Below are 16575 nucleotides of genomic sequence, written 5' to 3'. Positions count from 1 at the left end.
GTTGTCCGGGGCTCCGGTCCGGTCCCAGGAACGTCCCGAGAGGTCGCGGACGGAGCCGGACCATTGACTGCGCACCGTGTGCTTCTGTGACAACGGTGCGCGCTGCGGTCGTCTGTCCTCGCTGTCACACACTCTGCCCATACGTTGTCACGTCGGGCATGCACACTCTCCTCAGCGGACCGTCGGGCCTCCGACGGGAATCCGCCTCTTACGCGGTCACCGCGGAGTTCTACGACATCTTGCAGGCCGACGCGGACGAGGCCAGGGTACGCCGGCTCTACGCACGCCAGATCGCCGACGCCCGCATCGGCGTGCTGGACGTCGGGGCCGGCACCGGGCGGGTGACGCTGCTGGCCCTTACCGACTCCTGGGCCGGCGTACACGCCGTCGAACCGGCCCGGGCAATGCGCACGTCGCTGCTGACCCGGCTCGCCGCCCTGCCCTCCGAGCAGCGGGACCGGGTCACCGTGCACCCGCACTCCCTGGACGAGACCGCGCTGAATGCGGTCGCGGACGTGGCCGTGTGCCACAACATGGTGGGCTGCCTGCCACCCGGCGCACGCGAGAAATTGTGGCCCGCGCTCGGCAGGGCCCTCACCCCCGGCGGCTCGCTTTTCGTGCAGCTGCCGCCGGCCCGGCTCCCGTCCCGCACCGTCGTGCGCCGCCTTGCGGACAAGCGGGTCGGTGAGCACGTCTACGGCGGGCGCATGACGATGTCGGCCGCCGGCTATCGCATCCGGACCCGCGCCGACTACTGGGTCAGGGACGCCGAGGACGTGCTGCGGAAACACACCGAGACGTTCTGGATGTGGCCCGCGACGCGCGCACGGCTGGCCGGGGAGCTGGCAGCGCACGGGTTCACCCCACTCCCGGGGTACGAGGAGTCGGAGCTGCTGGCCGTGACGCGGCGCGGCCGCCGGTGAGACGCCGCACCGCAACAGCCGCTCGGTTGCCGCACTGCCCTGACCGGGCCCGTCGCCCGGTCAACCGCACCACCCCACCACACAGTTCGCCATGAGGGCCACACCGACTGGAACGGGATGCAACGTGCCGCACATGAAGGCGCTCGTGATCACCCGGAGGGCTGCCCGACCGCCGACAGGGCCACGGAGGTACTGCGTGCGCACGGTCACGACGGCCCCTTCCTCGTCATCGGCGACGAGCACGAGCGGTTGTTCGGGACGTCATCGACAGGGTCCGCGGCGTCGTCGAGTCCGGCGCGGAGCACGACGACGCCGTCCTCGCCGATCCCGCGGTCTCCCTGACGGCCTGCTGCCGCGAGGCACCGCCACCCCCACCGCACCGGAAAGCGGAGAGACGCTGACGTCTCCACAACGAAACACAGTGTCGGACCGAACCTCGGCACCCCGACCCACTCAATGGCAATACAGTGTGACGTGTGAAACGGGCCTCCTTTGTGGGCCGCTTGCCCCGGGCCCCTGTTCACCCTCACGTTCCGAAGGGAATCATCATGCGTACTTCAGCACGCGCCGCGGTCGTCGGAGCCTGCCTCACAGGGCTCCCGCTCGCCGCGACGGCCGCCCAGGCCACCCCCGGCGGCCCCGGCGTCAGCGGCCGGGTCCTGGCCCAGCGGACCGTCGACGACACCGACTACGTCCTCCGCGAGATCACGATCCCGCCCGGCCAGGCGACCGGGTGGCACTACCACGACGGCACCCTGTACGCCTTCGTCAAGCAGGGCACGCTGAGCCACTTCGACGCCTCCTGCGCCTCCGACGGCGTGTACAAGAAGGGCAGCTTCCTGAAGGAGCCGTCGGGCGCGGACCATGTGCACATCGGCGAGAACCGGGGAACCACGGACGTCGTACTGGAGGTCCTCTACGTCCTGCCGCACGGCGCCCCCTTCTCCCAGGACGCGCCGTCCCCGGGCTGCGAACTGCCGTGACGCGGCGGTAGCACGGCAGCTGTCACAGCTCCCGCCGGTACGTGGTCAATGCGGTACCGGCGGCTCGTGGCGGTCCGTTCCCGGGCCCCGCGGCGACGAAGGAGGAGCATGACAGGGACATTCATCAACCGCGCCCGGGCGACCGCCGGTCCCCCGGAGCCCGTCCACCGGACTTCCGACGCGCGTCGAGGAGGGACACGGGGATGACACGAGACTCCGACCGTCGCACCGACGCCGCCGCCGTCACCGTCTTGCTCGCCGCGAAGGCCGCCGTCCTGGAGGGACGGCTCGGGGTGCTCCGGGAGGCGATCGACGAAGTCGACGCCCGGATTCACTCGGTGTCCGAGAAGATCAGACGGCTGCCCTCAGTCGGCGACCACGAGGCTCCGCCGGCGGGCGAAGGAAGCGCCACGGGGCTCGCTCCGTCCCCGGACCGCCGTCCCTGACGGCCCGATCAACGGTGTGTTCTGCGTGGGAACCCCCACTCTGTTCTCGGCCGACGGGGCCGCTGCCTATGATGTTCGCCAGCATCCCCCGGTGTCGCGCCGGGTGGCGGGCCGGGGCATCGAGCGGTCCCGCCAGGACACAGGGTTGAGGACGAGAGGAACCCATGGGCTCCGTGACCCAGACGGCTCGCGCCATCGAGAGCACCGCCGAGAGTCTCCAGGAGGACTTGGCCCGGCTGGAGATCCAGAAACAGGCGCTGGAGAGGGAATTGGCAGCGGTCACCGCCCATCTCGGTTCCGTGCAGCGGGCGCTCGACGCCCTTCAGGCCCTCATGCCCGGCACCGGCCCGGCGGCCGCCCCAGCACCGCGGAACCCTGCCCCCGTGATGGTGCCGTCGCCGGCGAAGCCGGAGGCCGCGCGCGCCGCGGCAACCGCCGAAGCCGCCGCAGAGCCCGCGGCCACTGCAGGCCGGAGTGACGAGGCGGGCGAAGGTGGCGCGACGTACGGGAGGCTCACGGAGCAGATCCTGGCGTACTTCGCGCAGGCCGGGGACGCCGAGGTCCGCGCCCGCGACGTCGCGTCGGCGCTGGGACGCGACTCCGACAGCGGCAGCATCAACGCCGTCCGCAGCACGCTCGACCGTCTCGTCGGCGCCGCGCGCGTCCAGCGGGCCGGCCGCGGACTGTACCGCGCCGTCACGCCGTGAGCCGGCCTCCGGGCTGTGCCGGCTCGTCTCCTCGGCGCAGTTCGCCGCGGGAGACGAATGCCTCCCGCGGGTGCTGCACCGACGCCAGCGACACGATGTCGCGGCCGTAGAGGAGGGCCGTGACCCACACGGCGAACACACGCGTCTTGCGTTCCCAGCTCGGTATGGCCAGAACGTGGTAGGCACGGTGCATCAGCCAGGCCGGGAACCCTTTGACGACCAGGCCCCGGTACTGGAAGATGCCGCGGCCGAGCCCGAGTGTGGCCACCACCCCGAGACTGCGGTGCACGTAGTCCTTGGCCGGACGGCCGCGCAGCGACGCCACGATGTTCTTCGCCAGCCGCTTGCCCTGACGGACGGCGTGCTGGGCATTGGGCACGGTGTGCGCGCCCGGCCTCCCGGCCGCGAGATCGGGCACCGCGGCGTCGTCTCCCGCCGCCCAGACGTCGGGCACCACCTCGGTGTCCGTGGTGACCCGCAGATCCGCCCGTACGGTGAGCAGGCCCCGCTCGTCGACCGGCAGGTCGCTGTGGTTGTGCACGATCGGGTTGGCGGCGTTGCCGGCCGTCCACACCAGCAGGCCCGAGTCGTACTCGGTGCCGTCCGACAGCCGCACCCGGCCGTCCTCGGCGGAGACCAGCTGGGTGTTCAGGTGCACCCGCGCCCCCCGCTTCTCCAGTGAACGCACCACCCAGGCGCCCGGCTGGTCCGTGACCTCGGGCAGGATGCGGTCCCGTGCCTCGACCAGGTGGAAGGTCGGTTCGTCCGCGCCGATCTCCGGATACTGCTTGAGCAACGCGGTCGCCAGGGCCAGCAGTTCACCAAATCCCTCCACTCCGGAGAATCCGCCACCGACGACGGTGGCGGTGAGCAGTGCGGTGCGTTCGGGCCCGCGCGGCAGACCGGCCGCACGGTCGAACGAGGTGAGGAGGCGGTCGCGGATCGCCACCGCCTCCTCGACGTGCTTGAGTCCGTACGCCTGATCGCTCAGCCCCGGGATCGGGAAGGTCCGGGTGACCGCCCCCGCCGTGACCACCAGCACGTCGTAGTGCAGGTCGAGGGACGGCCCGGACTCCGGGCGGACCGTGACCGTACGCGCGCTGTGGCGGATCTCCGTCACCGAGCCCGCCACCAGACGCGTGTGGTGCAGGTGACGGCGGAGCGAGACCGCGGCGTGTCGGGCCTCCACCGAACCGGCCACGACCTCGGGCAGAAAGGGCTGGTACGTCATGTACGGGCGGGGGTCGACGACGGTGACGCGCGCCTCGCCCGGCCGCAGCCTCTTCTCCAGCCCCCACGCGGTGTAGAAGCCCGCGTACCCGCCGCCCACGATCAAGATCTCACGCACGGTGTCCTCTGTTCCTCTCGTTCCTCACTCTCCAGACCGGCCGTCGGCACTCGGTGTGACACAGGGGCCGGATCACGTGAGAAGCAGTGGAACTGCTGAGACGATGAGACGTTGTCGGACGGGGGTCGCCCACCTCGTCGGTCAGAGTGTGACACGATGCATGGCGATCCATTGGTAGCGTGTCCTCGACTATACGCACAGCGTATAGTCGACCTGGCATCGCACGTGACGCTCACGTCCTGCCGCTGCTCGCCACTGCGCCGCGAGACGGCGCCCTGCCTCCAGCCCGTACGAGAGGAACATCGTGATACCACCTGCGCGTCGGCGCCTCGGAGGTCTCAGCGCGCTCGCCCTCGGCGCTCGACTCGCGCTCCTGGGCGGGCGGAACAGCGCAATCCGGACGTCTTTGACAGCTGTCGGAGTGGGGCTGGGTGTGGCCATGTTGCTGTTCGCCGCGTCGGTTCCGACCGTCAGAGACCACCGGGACCAGCGAATCCACCACCGCATCGATGTCAACCTCAGCGACCGCGCCATCACGCGCTCGGATCACACTGTTCTTGTCAGGGACATCGACACCGTGTTTCGCGGCGAGAAGATCCGAGGGCGCATGGTGCAGCCGGAGGGGCCCGCGGCACCGCTGCCGCCCGGCGTCCACCGCTACCCACGCCCCGGAGAAATGGTCGTGTCTCCCGCACTGCACAAACTGCTGACCACACGGGCAAACGGACTGCTGCGCGAGCGCCTCGCCCATCCCATCGCCGGTGAGATCAGCGGTGCGGGTCTGCTGGACCCGGGCGAGCACGTCTTCTACCTGGTCTCGAACCACATGGCGGCCGACGCAGGGCAAACGCGGCGGCTCGACCACTTCGGCAAGGCCTACCCGAAGAAGCCGCTGCCCCCCGAACTCATCCTCCTCTGCATCGCAGGAATTGTCGTGCTGCTCGTCCCCGTCGGCACCTTCATCGCCGCGGCCGTACGGTTCGGTGGCGAGCGACGGGACCGGCGGCTGGCCGCCCTGCGCTTGGTCGGCGCGGACCGCGGGATGACCGCCACCATCGCAGCAGGCGAGGTCGGCCTCAGCACGGTGGCAGGTATCGCCCTGGGTGCGGTCCTGTTTATGACGGGACGTCAGTTCGCAGAAGCGGTGGAGATACAAGGGCTCGGTGTCTTCACCCAAGACCTCACACCACATCCCCTGCTGGCGGCGCTCGTGGTCGTCGCCGTACTCACACTCGCCCTCGGCATCACACAACTGTCGATGCACAACGTGGCCGTAGAACCCCTTGGAGTCGTCCGGACGTCCGGCAGCGCCTCGCGACGCCTGTGGTGGCGCATCGCACTTCCCCTGCTCGGACTGATCTTGCTGCGCATCTCCGTGCGCAGCCCTGCGGACCTGCACGGCACATCCGGTGTCGTCCTGGTACTCATCGGCATGCTCTCGCTGCTCGTCGGAGTCACCGCGGTGCTGCCCTGGGTCGTGGAACGCCTCACCCGACGGTTCAGCGGATTCGGCCCACTGCCTTGGCAACTAGCCTTGCGTGGCCTGCAGTTGAACGGCGAGGCCGCCACCCGGTCGGTCAACGGGATCGCGGTTGCCGTGGCAGGGGCCGTGGCGCTCCAGACCCTTGTCACCGGACTCTCCCACAACCCGGTGGACGGCACCGCCCCAGCGGCACGCAACCCCTCCGCCTCCACACGCGTCGCCATCGCCCGCCTCGATGACCATGGGACGCGAGGGGCGCAGTACGCCGCGGTGCTCGCCGCGTCCCCTGGCGTCCAACAGGCTGTCGAGTTCGAGGAGCTGTCGGTGAGCCCCGTGAACGGTGGGTTCCCTCAGACCGTCCTCATCGCCGACTGCGCTCATCTGCGCCTGCTGGCACAGTTGCCTTCCTGTTCCGACGGGGACGCCTTTCTCACCGCTCCTTCGGGCACAGACGCCAAGCACGACATGACCACGTGGGCAGTCGGCATGAAACTGCGCATGGGCATGTACGGTCCCCGCTGGACAGTCCCGCACATCACCACCACCGCCCGTGCGACCCGCGCCTATCCGGCAGCGGGTTCCTCTGAACGGACCCTGCTGGCCACTCCCGGGGCGGCCGGGCCCACCGCCATCGCACACGCCGTCAGTACGGTCGGCCTCACCTATGCGACCGGGTTCAAAGACGTGCAGGATCACATCCGCACCGCAGCAGCACGGCTGGACCCGGCGTTCAGCGTCGACTTTCCTGGAAAGTCCCAGGGCAACCCTGCCCTCGACGGAATCCGGCGTGCTCTGCTGGCCGGGGTAACCGCCGTGCTGGTACTGATCGCAGTGAGCATGCTGCTCGATGCGCTCGAGCAGGTCCGCGAGCGCGGACGAGTGCTGTCGGTACTCGTCGCCTTCGGCACGCCCCGCCGTACGCTCGCCATATCCGTCCTGTTGCAGTCCGTACTTCCCGTCGGACTTGGTCTGCTCGTGGCGGAGTCGATCGGGACGGCCCTCGGCAGCACGCTGCTCGATCTTGTGGGAAAGCCTGTACCGCACAACTGGAGAATGCTGCTGACGATAGCCGGCATCGGGGCGGCCGTCTCCCTCGGTGTCACCCTGTTGACCCTGCCGACATTGTGGCGTTCGACGCAACCGCAGGGACTACGTCACGAGTGAATCGCCCCCGGGCCACGCCCGTGCAAGGCGACCGGACGGAGGGTGTCTTGGAGAGCGCCACTGTGCGAGCCGCAGGGCGGCCTCTGGACGACGGCGACGATCCTCGCTCCGGAGGAGAGTCGTGATCACAGAACGCCGGCGCAACCGCAGCGCACAGCGCGATGCGCAGAACCACGAGATGAGGAAGACAGCGGCAATGATGGATCCGGCAAGCTCGATCAGCACGCCGAACAACGCGACACGAAGCACCGAGCCTTCGCGGGAACTCGGCGCCATGGCATCGGTGTTCGCCAACTTCCGTCAGTACCTCATGGGATGGGGCGCACAGAACCGTTCGGGCAACACTGTCGACCAGTTCCGCAGCGGGCTTGCCACCCCGCAGTTCAACGGCGTCGTGCGTGTACGGTCAATGTCCGCGGGCGGGGCGGACGTGGCGGCCGTCCGCAAGGAGTTCGCGAACGTTCCCTGGTGGTGGTGGGTCGGCCCCGACAGCCCCGAGGACACCGCCGACGTCCTGCAGTGCCACGGTGGGCGAGAGCTCACGACCCTCCCCGTGATGGTGCTCCCACTCGACGAACCCGCCTCCCCGGGCACAGTCCCGCACACCGCTCCCACCGGTTTGCTGATGGAGTCGGTCCGGGACCGCGAACGGCTGGCCGAGTGGGTCCGGACGTACCGGGCGTCGATGGGTGTCGAGCCCTACCTGGAGGCCGAGATGGTGCGCATCGAGTCGCGGCGCGAGGACAACGACGACATCATCCGGCTGGCCGCCGTGCTGGACGGCAGAGTGGTCGGGACGACCGTGGTGATCACCACCCACGGGGTGGCCGGGATCTTCCTCGTCCACGTGACCGAAGCACATCGCCGACAGGGCGTCGGTGCGGCCCTGACGGCCACCGCGCTCCGGGTGGGACGAGAGCGCGGGATGCGCTGCGCCGCGCTGGTGGCCGGCCCTGCGGGCGAACCCTTGTACCGACGTTTCGGCTTCACGACGACGTCCGAGTACCGGCTGTTCGCCTTCCCCACCTGAGCCGTATCCCGGCCCGGGACGCGGAGTTCGCGCCGTCCCTCCGACCCACTCGCCGATCCGGCACCCGGACTTCGCCTGCCGGGAGGGTCGGTCGGGTTGGCTAGCTCGTCGCGCCGGCCTCCCCGCCGAAGTCGTCCGGCCGGGGATCGAGCGGCGCCTTCGTCCTGCGGTTCTTCGCCCACGCCTTCGGGCACCACCAACCTGCCTGCGGCACCATGTGCCACGAGTCCAGCAGCTTCACCCTCAACGAGACGCTGAGCTTCACCCCAGAGCCGCTGGTACGCGCCGGCGGCCGGAAGGCGCGCTGTCACGACCGTCACGGTCTGTGCGGTGGGGGTATGCCGTCCCCCATAGGTGCGTGGTCCCCGCGGATTCGTGATGTCTGTCGGTTCCAACTCACCGTGCGCGTGCGCTGTCGAGGACTTCCGGCAGGGCTCGGCGGGAGCTGATGCCGAGCTTCACGTAGACCTTCCGCAGGTGCCATTCCACAGTATGGGGACTGATGAACAGCTCCGCCCCGATCCGCGCGTTCGTCATGCCGTCGGCGGCGAGGGCTGCGACCTGCGACTCCTGCGGGGTGAGAGCGTTGGCCGGTGTGGTCTCCCGCGCGGTCACCTGCTCGCCGGTGGCGATCAGCTCACGTCGGGCCCGTTCGGCGAACGCGTGAGCCGGCATCGCGTCGAACATGTCATGTGCTGTGCGGAGATGCTCGCGGGCCTGCGCGCGGCGCTGTGCGCGACGCAGCCACTCGCCGTACAGCAGGTGGGTGCGTGCCACCTCCACGACAACCCCGCCGCGGCCGAATTCCTCGATCGCCGTGCGGTACAGGCGGTCAGCTGCCTCACCGTCGGCCAGCAGCGCCTCACTGCGTGCGCTCGCACCCCGCGCCCATCCGGAGTCGGCGGCGCGGGTGAGTTCGGTGAGGCGGGCCAACGAGGCACGGGCCTGGTCGAGTTCACCGCAGCGCGTCGCGGCCTCCACATGTTCGACCAGCGACAGACCGGTGAAGTTGAACCCGTCGTGCTCGATACCGGTGCGAGCGGCATCGATCGCTTCTTCGTAGCGGGCCAGTCCGTTGAAGAGCACGCCCTGGATGTAGCCCATGGCACCGAGCAGGGACACCTCGCCCCGCTGCACGGCGCGCTCTCTTGCCTCTTCGATGATGCCTGCGGCGACATCCGCCTCCCCCCGCCAAGCGGCCAGGACGAGCGCGGCGTATTTGTGTGGGGCGTGGCCGGTCGCGGCGGCGATCGCGTCGGCCTCGTCGATCATCCGGTCGGCCTCGGCGAAGTCGCCGTAGTGGATGTGCACCCCGCCCGCGTAGATCAGAGCCGGCGGCAGGGTGCCGAGTGCTCCGATGTCCCGAGCCAGTCGCACCGCGCGAGTCGCGAGTGTGTCCCAGGCGTGCAGGTCCCAGGCCCAGTGGATGAACGACTCGAGCGCGACCGGTGCCAGCAGCAGCCACCGCACGGTCGCCTCCCGCGTGCGAAGTTCTTCGTGTTCGAGCAGGTCGAGTGCCTCGCGCAGGGCTGGGACGGCCGTCTCGGAGCCATCCGCGAGCAGGGCCGCCACACCGTCCAGGAGAGCGTCCGCGGCCTTGGAGCCCGATGAGGGCGCCCCGGACGCGCGGGCCGCGATCGCCGCGGCGCGGGCACCGGTCGGTCCATGGACCCGGCCGGCGAAGATGGTCGCGCTGATCGCCTCCAGGTACGTCTCCCGCGCCAGGGGAGATCCGGCCGCCGTGAACTGTGCGGCCGCGTTCAGGAGCAGTGGTGCCGCCTCGTCGCTGCGGCTGCGGGCGAAGAGGATTCTGGCCCGCAGACGGGCCAGGCGGGCCCGGTCCAGGACGCTGAGGGGATACAGGTCGGCCACCGCGGCCAGTTCCGTGGCTCGTTCGGGCGCGGCGGCCGAGAAGTGCGCCTCGGCCGCCGCAAGGGCCCGGCGCCCACGCGGCCAGGGGTCGGGCGTCACCTCCACCGCGCGTTCCAGCAGAACCGCCTCGGCCGCGATGCCACCGCGCTGCCGGGCGCGGTCTGCGGCTTGCTCCAGTCCTGCGGCGACCTCCTCGTCCGGCCCATCGGCCGCCTGCGCGGCGTGCCAGGCACGCCGATCGGGATCCAGGAGGGGGTCCGTCGCCTCGGCCAAGGCCCGGTGCACCGCACGTCGTTCCTCCGGCTCGGCTCCGTGGTAGACCGCCGAACGGACCAGGGGGTGCCGGAACCGTACGGGTTCACCGAACTCGATCAGGCCGGCTGCCTTGGCCGGTGCGGTGTCCGGAGTGATGCCGAGGGAAGCGGCCGCGCGGGTCAACAGGCGTACGTCGCCGACCGGTTCCGCCGCGGCGATCAGCAGCAGGGTGCGGGTCGCGGCCGGCAGCGCACCGAGCCGCCCGGCGAAATCACGCTCGACGCGGCTGGCCACCGGCCCTTGGACGATCGGGGCGCTCGACGCGTCGACGCCGTAGGCCAGTTCGGCCGCGCTGCGGCCGCGGGAGAATTCCAGTAGCGCCAGCGGGTTGCCGTGCGTCTCGGCCACGAACCGGTCCCTGACCCGCTCCTCCAACCGTCCGCCCACAGCGCCCTCGAGGAGTTCCCCGGCCGCAGCGGCGTCAAGGCCCCCGAGTTGCAGTGCCGGCAGGCCCGCGAGCGCGGACTGCCCCTCGGGGTCGCGGACCGCGAACGCCATGGCAACCGGCTCCGCGAGCAGTCGTCGGGCCACGAACTCAAGTGTCTGCAACGACACTTGGTCCAGCCACTGGGCGTCGTCGACCAGTACCAGCACCGGCCGGGTCTCCGAGGCGCGGGTGAGCAGGGTCAGCACGGCGAGGCCGACCAGGAAGCGGTCGGGCGGATCGCCGACGGCCGTCCCGAACGCCACGCGTAGCGCGTCACGCTGGGGTTGCGGCAGTTCCTCGACACCGTCCAGGAACGGCGCGCACACCTGGTGCAGGCTCGCGTAGGGCAACTCCATGTCGGCCTCGACACCACGTGCCCAGGCCACCTTCACCCGGGACGCCTGCGCAGCCACGTACTCCAGCAGCACCGACTTGCCGATGCCCGCCTCACCCCGGACGACCAGGACACGAGAACCGCCGTCCCGAAGGCCGGCCAGCAGGTTGTCGAGCGCCGTGCACTCACGCTGCCTGCCGACCAGAGCGGGAAGCGGGCTGGCGATCATGCGACTCGGCTCCTCGGCGGGATCCGGGGGAACAGAGCTCCCACAGCGGTGTTCGGAAGAATCCTTGTCACGATACCCGTGGCCCCTCCCCCGCCGCGCGGACAGACGGTGTGACTACTTCCACGCCCGGAAACACGCTGAGGTTGTCACAAATCGGGGGCTTGTCCGGTCGATCCCAACCAATGATCCTCTCCGTTCGCTGTGCGGCCGCGCGTGGCGCGGTCCGCTCGGCCCACGCTGCGCCGGCCGGGGCGTCCTCGACGTCCCGTTGCCCTTGACGCGACGCGTCCGACGATGCCGGACCGGCCGTGTCAGGGCCGATCGACACCGGCGCGAACCTTCGTGCGCCGCCCTGTCACAGATGCCGGGGTCGCCTGGTCAGGGGGGTACGAGCCATCGCTGCCGGTGACGAGAAGGCCGACCTGCCGCACCCTCTGCCCGGCACGAACGTACCGGCCGCCTCCTGGCCCACCGTCCCAAGGAGACGACATGTGCCCCTCCCCAGCCCCGAGTGACCCGGCCCTCCTGCGCATCGCCAGCGCCCGTGGCCGATGGACCCTTCTGGCCACCGTCCTCGGCTCCAGCGTGGTGCTGCTCGGCTCGACCGTCACCAACGTCGCGCTGCCGCACATCGGCGACGACTTCGACGCCGACCTCGCCGCACTCCAGTGGACCGTGAACGCCTACATGGTGACCCTGGCGGGACTCATCCTGCTGGGCGGTTCCCTGGGCGACCGTTTCGGCCGACGCCGGATCTTCGTCCTGGGGATCGTCTGGTTCGCTGCGGCGTCCTTGCTGTGCGGACTGGCTCCCGACACGACCACGCTCATCGCCGCCCGGGCGCTCCAGGGCGTCGGCGGAGCGCTGCTCACCCCCGGCTCACTGGCGATCATCGAAGCCTCCTTCCACCCGGACGACCGGCCGCGCGCCATCGGCCTGTGGTCCGGGTTCGGCGGCATCGGGGCGGCACTCGGGCCGTTTCTCGGCGGATGGCTCGTCGACGGCCCCGGCTGGCGCTGGACCTTCCTGCTGACGATCCCCCCGGCGTTGCTGTGCGTGCCCCTGGCACTGCGCCACGTCCCGGAGTCCGTCGGCAGGCCTCGGCAGCCCACCGTCCCGGCAGGTACCCACACCCCGTCCCGGCGGGGCTTCGACCTCGCCGGTGCGGCGCTGGGCGCGCTGACGCTCGCTCTGGCCACCTACGCGCTGACAGAAGCACGTTCCGGCGGGCCAGTCGCCCTGGGCGCGGCCGCGGGCGGCATCGCGGCCGGTGCCGCGTTCCTGATGGTGGAGCGGCGCAGCAGCGACCCGATGATGCCCCTGTCGATCTTCTCGTCGCGGCCGTTCACGGCCATCAACCTGATCACCCTGTGCGTCTACGCCGGGCTGGGCGGGTTCTTCTTCCTGACCGCCCTGCAACTACAGATCGTCGCCGGCTACTCGGCACTGGCGGCGGGCGCCGCCATGTTGCCGAGCACGGTGCTGATGCTGCTGTTCTCCGCCCGCTCCGGGACGCTCGCCCAGCGCCTGGGGCCGCGCATCCCGCTCACCGTCGGCCCTGTGGTGTGCGGAGTGGGCATGCTGATGACGGCGCGGGTGGGCACGCACGCCTCCTACTTCGCCGACGTTCTGCCCGCCCTGCTCGTGATGGGGACGGGCATGGTCATCATGGTCGCTCCGCTGAGCGTGACGCTGCTGGCCTCGGTCGAGGCCGCCGACGCGGGCCTGGCCAGCGGGATCAACAACGCGGCCGCACGCGCGGCCGGGCTGGTCTCGGTTGCCGCACTGCCGCTGCTGGTCGGCATGAGCCCGGACGCATACCGCTCCCCCGACTCCTTCGACACGGCGTTCAACCGGGCCATGCCCCTGTGCGCGGGCCTGCTGGCCATCGGCGCGACGATGGCCTTCGCCCTGCTGCGCGAGACCGCCGACACCTCCGTCGCACGGCACGGCCGGGCGCACGGCTGGCTGATGGAGCCGCCGCTGGTGTCGCGCTTCGCCCATCACCGGGCTCTCGACTAGGTCGAGCGCCGAGAGCCCCCGGCCGCGGCGTATCTACCCGCCGGTTCCCGCCCCTTCCCCAGGGGGAACCGGCTTCGCCCGTAGGCCGGGCCCGCCCCGCGGGTCCACCGACCATCAAACTCCCTCTCCGTCGCTGGACAGATGAAGCACCGCCACATCGTCCCGCAGCCCACCGAACGGAGCGGCCAGCAGAGACACACCGCGGACCAGAGCGTCGACGAACGTCTGCGCCTCCAGATGCGCGAGCCGACCGGCCAGCCTCAGCAAGCCCTCCTCCCCGAGCCGTCCGCCGGCCGTACGACCTTCATAGAGTCCGTCGGTGAACAGCACGATGCCGTCCCCGTCCGACATCGCCATCTCGCTCTCACCCCAGTCCCCTTGCCCGGGGAAGAGTCCCAGCGGGAGACCTGGCGGCGGCTCCACCCAACGGACCTCATTCCCGTGCCGGTGCAGAAAGCCCGGATGGCCGGCGGTGACCGTCCGCACGGTGCGCCGTCGGGGCGACAGGACCAAGGACACCACGGTCGCGTAGGTGTCCTCCTCCGCTCGCTCCTCGGTCAGGATGCGTTCGAGCAGATGGAGTTGTTCCAGCTGGCTCTGCCCACACAGCACCGCAGTGCGCCATGCCAGGCGCAGGTGGACACCGAGGGCGGCCGCGGTGGCACCGTGCCCGGACACATCGCCCATGACCACGTGGGCGCTGCCGTCGTCACCACGCACCACATCGCAGAAGTCACCGCCCAGCAAAGTGTGCGCGCGCCCCGGCGCGTAGTGGAAGGCGGTCGTGAAGCCGTCTGCCTGCAGCGTCGGATCGGGCAACAGGCCCCGTTCCAGCAGGGCGTTGTCCCGCGCGATCTCCTCGCCCGCCGCGGTGCGCCCGGCGACGGCACGTTGCAGCGCCACCCAGATCTTCCGGCGGAACTCGTGGGGAGCGCTGCGGCGGTGATCGGCGCGCCCTTGCACCGAGCCGGCGACAGAGCGGAAGGCGTGGGGCGCATACGTACCCTCGAGAACGAGCACGGCTGCGTCGGGGGCATGGCGGCGTACCCGGGTGACGACGTCGGCCAAGGTCCGTCCGGCCGGTGTGCTGCCCACCAGAACGCACAGTGGGGCGTGGGTGCCGGACGTGCGCCATCCTACGTCGACGTTCGTGTGCCAGATCAGCGCATCGACCAGCCGGTCCGGAAGCAGCCGCCGGACGTGGACCGCGTCCTGTTCGTCCTGGGACAGCACAACCACGCGGAGGTCGCGGCAGAAGGTGAAGTCCCCACGGGGACGGGCCTCGCGAGCCCGATGTCCTCCACGACGATCGACGGCCGGAACGTCCGGCAGCGGAATAGGGATGCTCATATGTGGTCTTTCGTGCGGCGAGAGGCGATGGCGGCTCCACGCACGAGTGTCGGCGGCACGCGGAACGCGCACCCTTTTTCTCCTGCCTGGCCCGATCTGTTCGCTCATGAGACACCGCCACACACGTATCTGTGACACCAAGATCTCCATCCACGTTCCGCGCCAGGGCAGTTGAGGGGGACGGCTGCAACAGGCCGAATCGCTGTCACGAACCGGGGCGCTGTCCAGTCAATGAAGCAAGGGCGGAACTCCTTGCGGAGCCCCACCCACTTTTGCCGCCATCGGCGCCGGCAGAGAACGGAGACGAGACCTCATGTTCAGCACATCCAAAGACTCCCGCACCTGGTTGGTCGGGCTGCCGTGCCGGTCGGACGGCTCCCGGATCGTCTGGCTGTACTACGTCGTCGGCGAGGCGCCGGACAGCGCCGAAGCCCTGTGCGCGGCGGTGCGCCGGGCCAACAGCGCCTCCGAGCGGGACGCCCGCGGCCAGGTGCCCGTGGAACCCGATCGCGCCGAGGTGCAGCGCATACGACAGCACATCCTGGGCGACTTCGCTCTGGAAGCCTGCTGAACCCAGGAAGTGTCAGCCGCGGCCCCGCCCCGGGCCGCCCGCCCCACTGCGGGTACGACGCCTCCGGCTGTCACAAGCGCGCCCCCCTGCCCGGTCAGTACAGGGATTGGTGTCCGACACAATCCGAGGAGGACCGGGATGATGTCCCAAGGCGTTGATCTTCAGGCGGACCCCGCCACCGTCGCGGCGTCCCTCACGGCCGAGGCAACCGCCCTCGAAGGGCGGATGCGTCAGCTCCGTGAAGCCGTGCACGTCGTGAACTCACGTATCGCGTCGATCGCCGAGTCCCTCCAGACCCTGCGCGGCACCGCGCCGACACACGGCGGAGGTGAGCGTCGCTCCGGATCCCCGGAGGACGCCCTCCCGCGCGGTTGAACACCGCACGAGCCTCTCAGCCCCGCGCCGGCACCTCCTGAAGCACCCATACGTTGCCGTCCGGGTCGCTGAACTCGGCGTAGGAGTGATAGTCACGACGCTGCGGGTCGAGTCCTGCGACCCGCTTCTCATCGGTGCTGCGGTGGAACACACCGCTCGTGTCATGGAAGATTCCGCCGGTCACCACGCCCCTCGCGTCGAGTTCCCGACAGGCCCGCTCGATGTCGGAGACGACGAGGTGCAGGCCCCGCACCGAGCCCGGGACGGCCGTGGTGACGCCGGTCCCGAACAGGATCGAGCACGCCGATCCCGGGGGCGTCATGTGTACCACGCGGTAGGAGGAGTCGATGGCATGGTCGGCATCCAGTCGGAACCCGACGGCTTCGTAGAACGACTTCGCCCGGTCGACGTCCGAGACGGGCAGTACCAGAACGGCCAGCTTGAGCTGCATGACGTCGGCGCTCTCGCCGGCGGGCAGCTTGACCGCATCGGCTGACGCGTCCTCGCCCACGGCGCGGGGGTCAGCCCGCGCGGCCTCCTCCACCTCCTCGATCTCCACCCGGTACCGGTGGATCCCGGCCCGCAGACCGTTGGCCACGACGCTCCAGCCTTCCACCACCCGCCACATCGCGTCGGTGCCGTGCAGGTATGTCCCGTCCGGCCTGGCGGCGGCCCGCAGTTCGTCTTCCAGCGCCTGCTGCCGTTCGTGCGGCACGTGGAGTTCCAGGGCGAAGCGGCGCAGCGGCCGCGTGCCGTGCGCGGCTTCCGCCGCGGGCAGTGGTACGGCGGCTATCTCGCGAAGCCCGCCGAGCAGCGTGACATGCAGTGTCGTCATGAGACCGTCACCGGTTCCCGTCCGTGCCGGCCCGCACCATCACGAGCGCTCCTCGTCGTTGACCCAACTCATCAGCTTGCGCAGCTCCTTGCCGGTGGTCTCCAACAGCAGTTCGGAGTCGTGCCGCTTGTACTCGGCGTACTTCTTCAGACCGCCGTGGT

Annotated in this window: 13 protein-coding genes and 1 pseudogene; 8 read left to right on the top strand and 6 right to left on the bottom strand. The window is 70.4% G+C overall.

The features are described 5' to 3' along the window. The first annotated feature begins 158 nt into the window (after positions 1 to 158). The 4 genes from M8J74_RS37065 (at position 159) to M8J74_RS37050 (ending at position 3059) form a co-directional block, all read left to right on the top strand. Positions 159 to 923, top strand: a complete 765-nt coding sequence (locus M8J74_RS37065; protein WP_249840638.1) for a class I SAM-dependent methyltransferase — start codon at positions 159 to 161, stop codon at positions 921 to 923. Between the two features lie 548 nt (positions 924 to 1471). Next, positions 1472 to 1906, top strand: coding sequence for a cupin domain-containing protein (locus M8J74_RS37060; protein WP_249840637.1), 435 nt, complete (start codon positions 1472 to 1474; stop codon positions 1904 to 1906). 203 nt (positions 1907 to 2109) lie between these two features. After that, entirely contained in the window at positions 2110 to 2352 is a 243-nt protein-coding gene (locus M8J74_RS37055) for a hypothetical protein (protein ID WP_249840636.1), read from the top strand. 164 nt (positions 2353 to 2516) lie between these two features. Continuing rightward, on the top strand, positions 2517 to 3059 hold the full coding sequence (locus M8J74_RS37050) for a hypothetical protein (protein WP_249840635.1): 543 nt from the start codon (positions 2517 to 2519) through the stop codon (positions 3057 to 3059). Here M8J74_RS37050 and M8J74_RS37045 read toward each other — a convergent pair. Further along, the gene (locus M8J74_RS37045; protein WP_249840634.1) at positions 3049 to 4407 is read right to left on the bottom strand and encodes an NAD(P)/FAD-dependent oxidoreductase; all 1359 of its coding nucleotides are present in this window, start codon (positions 4405 to 4407) and stop codon (positions 3049 to 3051) included. The two genes, M8J74_RS37050 and M8J74_RS37045, sit on opposite strands and share 11 nt — an antisense overlap. 439 nt (positions 4408 to 4846) lie before the next feature. Between M8J74_RS37045 and M8J74_RS37040 the strand changes: the two genes are divergently transcribed. Beyond that, positions 4847 to 7054: an FtsX-like permease family protein gene (locus tag M8J74_RS37040; protein WP_249840633.1), complete on the top strand. Its 2208-nt coding sequence runs from the start codon at positions 4847 to 4849 to the stop codon at positions 7052 to 7054. 274 nt (positions 7055 to 7328) lie between these two features. Then, complete coding sequence (locus M8J74_RS37035; protein ID WP_249840632.1) at positions 7329 to 8084, top strand: GNAT family N-acetyltransferase; 756 nt, start codon at positions 7329 to 7331, stop codon at positions 8082 to 8084. A 100-nt stretch (positions 8085 to 8184) separates the two neighbouring features. Here the strand turns inward: M8J74_RS37035 and M8J74_RS37030 are convergent, their stop codons facing one another. Both M8J74_RS37030 and M8J74_RS37025 read right to left on the bottom strand, forming a co-directional pair. Further along, positions 8185 to 8349, bottom strand: coding sequence for a hypothetical protein (locus M8J74_RS37030; protein ID WP_249840631.1), 165 nt, complete (start codon positions 8347 to 8349; stop codon positions 8185 to 8187). A 131-nt stretch (positions 8350 to 8480) separates the two neighbouring features. Continuing rightward, a complete protein-coding gene (locus M8J74_RS37025) occupies positions 8481 to 11261 on the bottom strand; it encodes a helix-turn-helix transcriptional regulator (RefSeq protein WP_249840630.1) in 2781 nt (926 codons plus the stop codon). Positions 11262 to 11750: 489 nt separating this feature from the next. Between M8J74_RS37025 and M8J74_RS37020 the strand changes: the two genes are divergently transcribed. Further along, positions 11751 to 13283 carry an MFS transporter gene (locus M8J74_RS37020; RefSeq protein WP_249840629.1) on the top strand — a complete coding sequence of 511 codons (1533 nt, stop codon included), beginning with the start codon at positions 11751 to 11753 and terminating at the stop codon, positions 13281 to 13283. Positions 13284 to 13397: 114 nt separating this feature from the next. Here M8J74_RS37020 and M8J74_RS37015 read toward each other — a convergent pair whose 3' ends face one another. Beyond that, complete coding sequence (locus M8J74_RS37015) at positions 13398 to 14633, bottom strand: PP2C family protein-serine/threonine phosphatase (RefSeq protein WP_249840628.1); 1236 nt, start codon at positions 14631 to 14633, stop codon at positions 13398 to 13400. A gap of 313 nt (positions 14634 to 14946) precedes the next feature. On the opposite strand from M8J74_RS37015, the gene M8J74_RS37010 reads away from it, so the two are divergent. Next, entirely contained in the window at positions 14947 to 15204 is a 258-nt protein-coding gene (locus M8J74_RS37010) for a hypothetical protein (RefSeq protein ID WP_249840627.1), read from the top strand. 391 nt (positions 15205 to 15595) lie between these two features. On the opposite strand, the gene M8J74_RS37005 is transcribed toward M8J74_RS37010, so the two are convergent. Continuing rightward, the gene (locus M8J74_RS37005; protein WP_249840655.1) at positions 15596 to 16030 is read right to left on the bottom strand and encodes a VOC family protein; all 435 of its coding nucleotides are present in this window, start codon (positions 16028 to 16030) and stop codon (positions 15596 to 15598) included. 423 nt (positions 16031 to 16453) lie between these two features. After that, positions 16454 to 16575 (bottom strand): annotated as a pseudogene (locus tag M8J74_RS37000) (ketol-acid reductoisomerase); the annotation flags it as partial.

The sequence above is a fragment of the Streptomyces panaciradicis genome (assembly GCF_023516615.1).
GTDB classification, from domain to species: Bacteria; Actinomycetota; Actinomycetes; order Streptomycetales; family Streptomycetaceae; genus Streptomyces; species Streptomyces panaciradicis.
Note: the sequence above shows the minus strand (reverse complement) of the source record. Positions and strands in the feature narration are given on the sequence as shown.